This is a genomic window from Pseudomonas sp. N40(2020) (assembly GCF_014472415.1).
Lineage (GTDB): Bacteria > Pseudomonadota > Gammaproteobacteria > Pseudomonadales > Pseudomonadaceae > Aquipseudomonas.
Genome location: NZ_JACSZV010000032.1, coordinates 67164 through 76446 on the forward strand (window position 1 = coordinate 67164; position 9283 = coordinate 76446).

Here is a 9283-nt window from a genome sequence, read left to right on the forward strand (position 1 = left end):
ATTCCAAATGCTGCGGGCCAGGCGAGACAAATCCCATCCCTTTTTCGCTGTCTAGGGCTTTCCCCAAGCGCGCGGGCGACAACGGGCCTGAAATACCTATGGCACGTTCGGATAGACCTCTACAGCGCGTTGACGGTCTCTCTGCGTACGCAGCTTAACTAACAGTTTGCTGCTGCATGCGCAGCTCTGTCTTTTTTTAACGCGTGCTGGGTCAGGTTAGCCGTTTTTTGTTCCATTCCTCCTCATACAGCCTCTCAATCATCCCTAGCATTGATGTGGTGCCGAGTTCATGGACGCTCGCTGTCACTACAAAAATTCGTGGAAACGGTTCGGGTGGGCTCCATAACGTGTTCAACATCTGATCAGCGATTCGTTGTGAGCAATGAGTAAAGTGTGAGATGCTTTAATTCTCTATCTCCTAATTATCTTAGACACGGCAATGTATAAAAATTTATTAGTGTTTCTAGCAATTTCATTCTCGTGCTATTCATATGCTGGCAGTGAAAATGTGGCCCCGAATACACATACCATAAAAGCAGCCACTCCAAAAAAATCTGAGATTACCGATCATACACACCAAATTGAACTAAAAAAAGCTCCCTCCGTAGAACCGGATGCTTCGGATGAGATGAAGCAAGTAAATGCGAAGCTTGAAAAATTAAATTATAGTCTTCAAGAAAACTCGATTAAACCCTACGTACCTCTCCTTGCAGCTCTCGCTATATCAGTGATTGGTGCGCTGGTTACTATATTCACGCAATCAAGGCTGTTTACGCACAACGCCGAGTCCCAGGCCAAAAAATCTGGATATGACGCCAAATCTAAACTTCTGGAATATCGATACAAGCAGATAAATGATTTCTACGGTCCGTTGTTGATTTTAATCAAGCAAAGTTACAACCTTAGTCGTCAATTACATGAATTATTGATCGCGGATAATCCACTGGCATATTATTACTTCAAAGATCCGCAAAGGAATAATAGGTCGTCTCTTTATACCAGGCACTCAGATCCTAATGGCGCTCCTTTTCGGCTTATCAGTAGTCTGCCGCATTTAGGGAAAAATAATGCTAACTGTCTTCCTTATGTAAAACTTATTCTTGATACTGGTTCCAGAATGGCGGAATTGATAGAGGAGAAATCCGGATTTGCTGACCCATCAAATGAACCTTTGATGCTCTGTTTTGCAGAATATCTTTCTCATCGATTAGCGTTGAACGATGCTTACGAGCAAGCTTTGCTTCCTGAAGAAACCCATGCGCGTGTACATAATGCGGTTTATCCGTGGAGGCTGGAGGAATTGGTTCGCAGTGACTATGAAAAAATAGTTGCAGAGATTTCTGAATGGCCAAAAATAATTGAAGCTCTTATTGATGGTAAAAGGCTATGATCGGAAAAATAAACGGGGCGGACAAGCAAACAATTGATTTTTACAATCATAACTCAGAGCGATATGATAAAACTACGTTCAATTTAAAGCTTGAAATTCCCTGGATAGAATTCACTTCTCGGGTAAAGCCGAGTGGGCGAATTCTAGATGTCGGATGTGGGTCAGGTCGTGATATGAGACATTTTATTGATCTCGGATACTATGTAGAGGGAATAGAACCATCCAGAGAAATGGCGAAAATAGCTAGATCTCGCACAGGTGCAATTATTCATGAAATCGCTGCTGAACAAATAGATTTCAACAACCAGTTTGATGGCGTTTGGGCTTGTGCATCACTTCTACATGTTGATAGATCAAAGATGGAAGAAACCTATAACTCGATCATGAGGTCGCTTAAACACTCAGGTGTATTTTATTTCTCTTTAAAGTCTGGGGTTGGCATTGTTCGAAAAGAGGACGGTAGACTATTTGCCAATTACAGCTCTAATGAAATCGAGGAGTTAGTCGCGGCCCGTTCTGACGCTAAGTCATTCGTCTCGTGGGAGAGTTCTGATGCGCTCAATACTATAAATACGAAATGGCTAAATTTTATAATTGTTAAAAAATAATATTGAAGTCAATTGCTTGATTACTCTTTCTAACGTGTCTCGCTGGGCCTAATTGGTTGCCATATTGTAGTTCACCTGATCCATAGCAATCGGCCAACAGGCGCTTGTCTAAGATATCTGCTTTCGGTCAGACGCCACCAGTCATGGTTGTCTATCTGAAAAAATCCGGACACGCTAGATGCATCTCAAAATGCTTGCAGGCTTCAGATCCACAAAAAAACTTCCCCCGAGTCACTTTAGGTCATACGGGGGAGTCTTGTTACCGCTGCCATAAGGCATATCTAGGCTGTCAAGGTAGTGATTCTAAACTGCTCATTACTACCGTTATGCGACCCGAAGGAAAATCACTGTTTGGATAGAAGCTGCTGAAGTTCATTGACTGCCTTCTCCACTAAATTCTCATGTACGTCTCGGCCATATCGCTTTGCGAGGAAAATAGTCTCATCGTCGAAAACCACCAAGCACTTCATAGGATGCCCTTCGAGTGGTTTTATGGTGCAGGGTGCGTCAAGAACGGCGAACTGAACATAATCTTCTAGGACAGCATCGTATTTATGTGTAGTTCCAAACTCCACATTGATGCTTCTGGCTCGGGTTCTAAATCCCACTGAGCTATATTCAAATGGGTGTGGTTGCTCAAATTCATGTGGAACTAAAGTGGCAGTGAACGAGGTATCGAAACTAGTGTTTCTTTGATCGCGGCGTTGATATTCAAGAGGTTTGTTGGGGGCGCTACCAATCCAGGAAATATTCGCTTTATAGCCAGTGACTACGACGTTACCATCATTTCCGTCAGCATTCATGTAACATTCGTTTGCAAATTTAGCGATAACTTTTCGCCCTTGATACTCGAACTCTGCATATGTGTTAAAAACTTTTGCAGGGTAATCGCCATCTATAGGCTTGGGTTGGTCGTATTCAGTAGGAACGATGTATGCAGAGGACATAATGGCGCCTTTTGTCTTTCCCTAAGGGGAACCGGAATGTGTAAAGCACCGTAGATACCTTAGCAAAACTGAAATTGCAACAGCGGTGAGTCTTATCGACAATACCTGCTTCGAGAACGATTCTCGGGTTGTTCATCTAATGCGGATGTGAGAGACGCATCTGGCGTCGCTCCGCGATGTCGTTCTCTTCCCGAAGGAATAAAAACAGGTAGATCATTGCCCGCTACGAAGGCTGCTGTTGGTCATATTCATCCAGCGACACGCAGAAATCGAGCCAATAGCTGCCGTTGGTCAAAAGCAGCTTCCAACCCATAACTGCCATGCGTGAACATCTATAACCGATCCAAGCTGAGTGGAAAAACTGCGTTTGTCCTCTGATTCGTAGAGAACGCTAAACGACTGATCATCCTCTATGGGAGGTCGGTGAGCAGTGGCGAGAACGCCCGCGTCAAACACAAGGTTATGATTCGCTGAGCAGGCTAGCTTTCTCCATCGTTTTTAAACCCGTCGTGGATCATTTCCGTCCTGATTTCGCGCGCTGCTCTTGAAATCAGCGCATCAAAAGTAGTGCTCGGGTCTCGGTGTAGATAACACTGGAGCACCAGTGTCAAGGGCGAGATGCCCATGACATGGGCCAGGTCGTCAATCGTATTCAAGCTGGGCGACCGCATTCCCCGCTCCATCAAACTGACGTGCTCTCGACTGACCATAGGCGGAAAATCAGTCTGAGACAGATTGGCCTTGTGCCTCATATCTCGCAAAGCTTGCGCAAAAGCGGCGTTCAGATCCCTCACACGGCTACCCCCAAAAGGGAGTATATAGCCACATTGAGCTGCATTTAGCAGCGTACTATAGTACGCTGTTAATAGTTATTGGAGAGTTAATATGTTTGAAACTCACGAGCAAGCACGTGTGCAAAATCCTTTCTTCGTGCTTGAGGAAGGCGCACGCCGCTGGAAGTACGTCTCGCAAACGTCAAATGACGAGTGGTTTTTTGTCACATATGAAGTAGCAGGCGAGGAGGGTTCTTCGCAGCAGCAGTTCATGATTTCGAAAGTAAAATTTCTCTTGGATTTGGCCTCAAGAGATACGCCCGGGCAGTTCATTCGTGAGGTTCAGCTCGTATCGCCCCCTTGGCTGAACCAAAAGGGTAAATGGCTGATGGAGCCAATTCGGGAGATTCAGGAAGTGGACGAGCGGGTCTGCTACGAGCTGATGGACGGACAGGTTTATCCATCAAAATTGCTAGGTCAGACCCGCGTCCCGTTGTGGTCAAAGCGGGCAATGGGTAATGAATAATTTTATCGAAAGGCTTCTCGCAGCTCAGTACTGCACTCTGCTCTTTTCGAAAGACTTTTCCGAGGGTGCAATCTTCGGTTTTGAATGCAATGACGGGTGGGCGAATCTTATCGAAGCGACTCTTCGGCTAACCCGGCAACATGCGGAGCCGAAGGCGCTCGACGTGAAGGTCACCCAAGCAAAAGAGAAATTCGGTCAACTCCGAATCTACCACAGCGGAAGCGATGAAATCATTGGTTCAGTTTTCGAAATTGCGCAGCTTGCGTCTGGTTGTATCTGTGAGCTGTGCGGCAATCCTGGCGAAGTGGTAAGTCTTGAGGGGTGGCTCGTAGCTCGGTGTGGCAAACATTCCGCGAGGGGGCATCTCGATCCGATTGAGGCCCACATCGCGGATGAAAAATACATCACCAGTTACGTCAAGGCCGTGAACTTGATGTTGTCATTTTTCGGAGAAGGCGCAGTGCTTTGGGTACAGCAAGAACGCACCGCTTTTGCTGGTCGGCGACCGTGCGAAATGCTGGCGACGGGAGAGGGGTGTCAGACGATTTTCACTTTTCTGAATCGGTTAGAACATGGGGTTGGCGTGTGACCTTATGGAGCTGATTACTGCTCCAACTGTGGTGATGGCGGATCATCCAAATCTACAGGATCATTTGCGCCGCGAGCTGGAATGGGAATTCAGCCAAGGTCCTGTAGATTTGAGGTGTGTGCGTAGTCTCGTATCCTCGCCGAGGTTGAGGTCGTTGTTCGTCCGTGCTTTCAGCCATCCCGCTTTAGCCGAAGCTGGCGACACGTTTTTGGATTCGCGCACGCTGTTGGCGGACTACCCTCAAAAAACCATGGCCATATCGCTCACGAATTATCTGCTTTTGGAGGGCGCGGTAGAGGTTGTCAATGAATACAGTCCCAACGACCCGTCGCTGATGAAACTTCAAGTCTGGCCATACGAGCCAGGAGATCTGAATGAGTTTGCTATGGCGGTCGCGGTGGCGTTGAGTTACACGCCTGCGGAGTTGATGGCTGAATCCAGAATTTCGCTCGCAATAAATGAATTGGTCGGTAGGTGGGGTTTTTTTACCGATGAGTTCTGAGGTCGAATCGTCAGGATTAATATCGTCTGGTGACAGGGTCGCTCGCGCATAGGACAGGTCGGGCGAATCTGTTACTAAGGGCTCCAAAGCGCCGGCGATCCTACTGAATTAGAACTCCTTTTTATCTGATGCCATTTTTTCCCACGCTTCGTCTCGACTGTTCTCGGGTGTTTCCGCTAACAGCCCCTCAAGGGAAAGCCTTCCGCGCTTCGGCGGTGCGTCAGAAGGCGCCTTGTGCGCTGAGCCCTGCAATCGCTCAACCGGAGGAGCCTCGGGCTCGGGTGGCGTTTTTCGTGTCATTTGCTTCCTCCAGGCTTTGCTCGTATGAGTTTAGTGTTCGAGCTAGGAGTAGGGGCCTCGGGGTGATGGATGGCTGGATCAACACGCATCCGATTGCGACTGGTTGGCTGGACGAAGGTTGCTTTCTATGTGCTTATAATGACTCTAAGGCATCCTAGGTGAAAGGTTCAACGTTCCTCGCCCAAAGACATGCTCAGGATCGTGATGACCGCAGTACCTACTTTTGTAAAGCAGTGCTTTACACCCGTGACTATCGAAATCACCGAATACCCCTGTTTCTTTGTGTTTTTTTGCAGGTTCTTTACAAAATTCTGGGAGTGCATAGCTGAGCAATCGTAGGTCATTGAAATTATTGATGTTTTGTTATGTTTTTGGCGATGTTGGGACACTTGTGACAACTACCTTTCTAAGCTGTATTAAAGAAGAGTGATGCTGCATCCGCTCTGAACAAAAAAGGCCCGTCGTTCAACACGACGGGCCTTTTTTGTGGGCGATGGATCTTCAGTCCAGGATCAAGTGCGGCAGAAACCGGCTCGAATCCTTGGTGATCAAACTGTTGTCCTCACGCACACCAATTCCCGCCGCCTGATCGCCGATTACCCAAGAACCGATCAGCGTGTAGCTGTCATCGAACTTCGGCAATGGCGCAAACTCCTGCAGGATGAAAGGCGCATCGGTGTAGGGCCCGTCTTCTTTGACGATCAGACCTTCCGCCGTTTGCAGTTCGATGTTGGCGCCTTCCCGGGAAAAATACGGTTTGCGCACCCAGCCTTTGGGCACGGCGCTGGCCGGATTCGGGTCGAGATGCGCCGCGAGCAGATTCGGATGGCCCTTGTGCAGTTCCCACAGCAAGGGCAACGCGCCTTTGTTCGACAGGATCGCCTTCCACGCCGGCTCGAAAAACTGCGTGTCGCACTCGGCAATCGCCGCGCCGAACGGTTCGTGGAAGATGAATTCCCAGGCGTGCAGCTTGAACAGGTGCGGGATCCAGCGATCCTGCAGATCGACGAAGCGTCCATCGGCGGTCAAACCAATGTCTTCAATGTCGATGTGGCGTGATTCGATGCCGACTTTTTCCGCGATCAGTCTCAGGTAATCCGTGGTGCCCTTGTCTTCGACCGAGTCTTTCATCGAGGCGAAGTAGAACGGACGCTTGAGTTGCAACTCGGCGAAAGCCTGATGCAGCTTGGTGTCGATGCTGTTGAACTGGTCGGCATGGCGCGGCAGCGTGCCGCGCTCGATGCATTGCTCCAGCCAGCCCCACTGGAACGCCGCCGCTTCGTAGAGGCTGGTCGGCGTGTCGTAGTTGAGCTCCAGCAGTTTCGCCGGGCCGTTGCCGCTGTAGGAAAAGTCCATACGCCCATACAGATGCGGATGACCTTCCAGCCAGGACGTGCGGATCATGTCGTAGTACGCAGCAGGAATGCTCAGGCGATTCAGCAGTTCTTCGCTGTGCACCACGCGGTCGACCAGGTCCATGCACATCTCATGCAGTTCGGTGGTCGGGTCCTCGAGATCGTTTTCGATCTGCGCGAGTGTGAACTGGTAGTAAGCGCTTTCGTCCCAGTACGGCTCGTCGTCGATGGTATGGAACATGAAGCCGAGGCTCTCGGCCGTGTGTTTCCAGTCGGGGCGCTCGGCGCAGAGGATCTTTTTCATCGTCAGCTGCTCGAGCGACCGGAACTGCTGCCCCAGCCACCCCAACCACTGCGGGCGCTGGACTGGCTGCCGAAGCCGCCACGGGAAGTCGACGAGGCGACGTTGACCGGTTTGCTTTTGCTGCTCTCGTAGTCGGGTTGACTGCGAGGCGCCGATTCGATTTTGCGGTACTGCGTCGAGGTGTTGTAGGTCTGGCGCGTATCACGGTCGCGGTAAACCGTGCGGTTCTGGTTGTTGCTCATCGCATTGCCGATCAGCCATCCGGTCAACATGCCATTGCCGCCGCCCCCACCACCGGAGTAGTGCGAAGTGCTTTGGGCCGCGTTGCTGGATGTTGTGTCACCCGCCGGCATCTGAGCGTCGGCGATGGCATCGAGATTTTGCGCGGCTTCACCGGGCTGCGGCACTTTGAAGCCACCGAGTTTCGGCACGAAGCGGCCGTCGGAATTCTTCTGGCACCAATCAGCGGCGAAATCCGCGTCGCACTTGGCCTTGTCGTCATACGCCGGGGCGATGCGCCGGTGTTCGGTCAAGGCCGCCACGTAGGCATTCGAGCAAACATCAGCGGCGACTTCGGCATCGACGCACTGCTCAACGCTCTGGAAGTTGCGCGGCTGATCCACTGCCGCCGCTTCACCGGAAATGGCCATGGCCACCGACGCCGCGAGGGACAACTGAACGTATTTACTTCGTTTCATCTAAGGCTTCCTGCCGATCAGTTGGACGGCGTCATGCACGCAGCGTTGAGCATGCCGACGCTAATCGCTACGGCGGCGACGTAGATGCCAGCAGCGATTTCACCGTTGGCGATGCGCTGCGAAGTACCTTTAAGCACCAGGGTCGTGCCAAGGAACGCCAACAGTTGCACCACTGCGGCGATCACCGCCCAAACCACGAAGTCGACAACGTTGACCGAAAAGGCAATCACGTTACTGGCGGGGATGGCGAAACCGATGATTGCACCGGCCAGCGCAACGGCAGCAGCCGTGTTGCCGGAACGAATCAGCTCGAACTCCTTGTGCGGGGTGATGCGGGTGTAGACGAACTGAAACAGCATGAACAGCAGCACGGCGCCGATCAGGTAGACGACGAAACCGGTCAACGCGGTTTTGTTCAGGGAAACGGCCAGAACTTCCAGCATGAAAAACTTCCTTATTTAAATGGTGCTCAGGTCAGTCGTGTACAACGAGATGCCCAGTGAGGTGCTCAGGCTGACGGTGCCTTCTTCGTCCTGCTCGACGGAAAACAGCAGCAGTTCGCGGCGATCGGTCAGGCCGGTTTCGCGTGCGTAGAGCATCGAATGGTGTTCGATGGTGTAGCTCTCGTCCGGATTGACCACTTGTTCGGTCATTGGAACCAGTTCGGTCTGGCCCTGTTCGGTGCCCCATTCGCGGGTGTATTCGACACCTTCGTGGGCGTAGGTCGGCAAACCGATCTGACTGCTCGGGCCAGCGAGGCGCTGCAGTTCGGCGTCGCTGTTGACCGTCACGTAACCGATATAGTTGAACAGCGTGACCGATTCGACCTGGTCGTCGCCGGTGACGTGGATCTGTACCCAGAAATCCTCGTCGTTCATGTAATAGCGATGCAGTTTGTTGGACTGGCCGAGGTCGACCCAGCCGGCGCTCCAGATCGCCTGATCGAAGGGCACACGCACCGAGGTCGAGCCATCAAGCAGCAGCGCCAGAGTCGTATCGAACCTGACACCTTTGCCTTGCGCCATCCCGAGTGGGCCGCTGGCAACGGTCGGCGTTGGCGCAGCGTTCTGCCAGTTGCTGGTGCCCAGCAAATCTTTAAACCATCCCATGGGTACGTTCCTTGAAGCGGGTGGAGGTGTTCGTCGGCAAAAAAACGTCGTTAGTGTACCGGGCTGCGCGGTGAACGAGCAGGCAAAATGCAAATGTTGTGGGTGCTGAAAACCATGTAGGAGCTGCCGAAGGCTGCGATCTTTTGATCTTGAATCCAGATCAAAAGATCGCAGCCTTCGGC

General features: G+C 51.1%; 11 protein-coding genes. 5 read left to right on the forward strand and 6 right to left on the reverse strand.

The annotated features are described in order from the left end of the window. Window positions 1-439: 439 nt before the first annotated feature. Together IAI51_RS19800 and IAI51_RS19805 are read left to right on the forward strand one after the other, a co-directional pair. On the forward strand, window positions 440-1390 hold the full coding sequence (locus IAI51_RS19800; protein ID WP_187679983.1) for a hypothetical protein: 951 nt from the start codon (window positions 440-442) through the stop codon (window positions 1388-1390). Beyond that, window positions 1387-1998 (forward strand): class I SAM-dependent DNA methyltransferase, encoded by a 612-nt coding sequence (locus IAI51_RS19805; RefSeq protein WP_187679984.1) that lies wholly within the window; start codon window positions 1387-1389, stop codon window positions 1996-1998. The genes IAI51_RS19800 and IAI51_RS19805 overlap by 4 nt, the downstream gene beginning before the upstream one ends. Before the next feature lie 344 nt (window positions 1999-2342). On the opposite strand, the gene IAI51_RS19810 is transcribed toward IAI51_RS19805, so the two are convergent. Together IAI51_RS19810 and IAI51_RS28350 are read right to left on the reverse strand one after the other, a co-directional pair. Further along, a complete protein-coding gene (locus IAI51_RS19810; protein WP_187679985.1) occupies window positions 2343-2945 on the reverse strand; it encodes a hypothetical protein in 603 nt (200 codons plus the stop codon). A gap of 479 nt (window positions 2946-3424) precedes the next feature. Beyond that, window positions 3425-3697 (reverse strand): helix-turn-helix domain-containing protein, encoded by a 273-nt coding sequence (locus tag IAI51_RS28350; protein WP_410458016.1) that lies wholly within the window; start codon window positions 3695-3697, stop codon window positions 3425-3427. 133 nt (window positions 3698-3830) lie between these two features. On the opposite strand from IAI51_RS28350, the gene IAI51_RS19820 reads away from it, so the two are divergent. From IAI51_RS19820 to IAI51_RS19830, 3 genes are read left to right on the forward strand one after another with little or no spacing between them, the layout of a single operon-like run. Beyond that, window positions 3831-4244, forward strand: coding sequence for a hypothetical protein (locus IAI51_RS19820; protein WP_187679987.1), 414 nt, complete (start codon window positions 3831-3833; stop codon window positions 4242-4244). Beyond that, window positions 4237-4833, forward strand: a complete 597-nt coding sequence (locus tag IAI51_RS19825; protein WP_187679988.1) for an MbcA/ParS/Xre antitoxin family protein — start codon at window positions 4237-4239, stop codon at window positions 4831-4833. Before IAI51_RS19820 ends, IAI51_RS19825 begins: the two co-directional genes overlap by 8 nt. A 4-nt stretch (window positions 4834-4837) precedes the next feature. After that, entirely contained in the window at window positions 4838-5335 is a 498-nt protein-coding gene (locus IAI51_RS19830; RefSeq protein ID WP_187679989.1) for a hypothetical protein, read from the forward strand. 801 nt (window positions 5336-6136) lie between these two features. Here IAI51_RS19830 and IAI51_RS19835 read toward each other — a convergent pair. The 4 genes from IAI51_RS19835 to IAI51_RS19850 are packed head-to-tail and all read right to left on the reverse strand — an operon-like array spanning window position 6137 to window position 9101. After that, window positions 6137-7294: a glutathionylspermidine synthase family protein gene (locus tag IAI51_RS19835; RefSeq protein WP_187679990.1), complete on the reverse strand. Its 1158-nt coding sequence runs from the start codon at window positions 7292-7294 to the stop codon at window positions 6137-6139. Window positions 7295-7296: 2 nt separating this feature from the next. Beyond that, window positions 7297-7992 (reverse strand): DUF1190 domain-containing protein, encoded by a 696-nt coding sequence (locus tag IAI51_RS19840; protein ID WP_187679991.1) that lies wholly within the window; start codon window positions 7990-7992, stop codon window positions 7297-7299. A 17-nt stretch (window positions 7993-8009) separates the two neighbouring features. Next, entirely contained in the window at window positions 8010-8435 is a 426-nt protein-coding gene (locus IAI51_RS19845; protein ID WP_187679992.1) for a DUF350 domain-containing protein, read from the reverse strand. Window positions 8436-8450: 15 nt separating this feature from the next. Continuing rightward, a complete protein-coding gene (locus IAI51_RS19850) occupies window positions 8451-9101 on the reverse strand; it encodes a DUF2491 family protein (protein ID WP_187679993.1) in 651 nt (216 codons plus the stop codon). Window positions 9102-9283 lie beyond the last annotated feature (182 nt).

Bases quoted from the DNA above. Each gene is read 5' to 3' on its own strand.
- IAI51_RS19800 (WP_187679983.1), top strand. From the start codon at position 440: ATGTATAAAAATTTATTAGTGTTTCTAGCAATTTCATTCTCGTGCTAT.
- IAI51_RS19805 (WP_187679984.1), top strand. From the start codon at position 1,387: ATGATCGGAAAAATAAACGGGGCGGACAAGCAAACAATTGATTTTTAC.
- IAI51_RS19810 (WP_187679985.1), bottom strand. From the start codon at position 2,945: ATGTCCTCTGCATACATCGTTCCTACTGAATACGACCAACCCAAGCCT.
- IAI51_RS28350 (WP_410458016.1), bottom strand. From the start codon at position 3,697: ATGAGGCACAAGGCCAATCTGTCTCAGACTGATTTTCCGCCTATGGTC.
- IAI51_RS19820 (WP_187679987.1), top strand. From the start codon at position 3,831: ATGTTTGAAACTCACGAGCAAGCACGTGTGCAAAATCCTTTCTTCGTG.
- IAI51_RS19825 (WP_187679988.1), top strand. From the start codon at position 4,237: ATGAATAATTTTATCGAAAGGCTTCTCGCAGCTCAGTACTGCACTCTG.
- IAI51_RS19830 (WP_187679989.1), top strand. From the start codon at position 4,838: ATGGAGCTGATTACTGCTCCAACTGTGGTGATGGCGGATCATCCAAAT.
- IAI51_RS19835 (WP_187679990.1), bottom strand. From the start codon at position 7,294: ATGAAAAAGATCCTCTGCGCCGAGCGCCCCGACTGGAAACACACGGCC.
- IAI51_RS19840 (WP_187679991.1), bottom strand. From the start codon at position 7,992: ATGAAACGAAGTAAATACGTTCAGTTGTCCCTCGCGGCGTCGGTGGCC.
- IAI51_RS19845 (WP_187679992.1), bottom strand. From the start codon at position 8,435: ATGCTGGAAGTTCTGGCCGTTTCCCTGAACAAAACCGCGTTGACCGGT.
- IAI51_RS19850 (WP_187679993.1), bottom strand. From the start codon at position 9,101: ATGGGATGGTTTAAAGATTTGCTGGGCACCAGCAACTGGCAGAACGCT.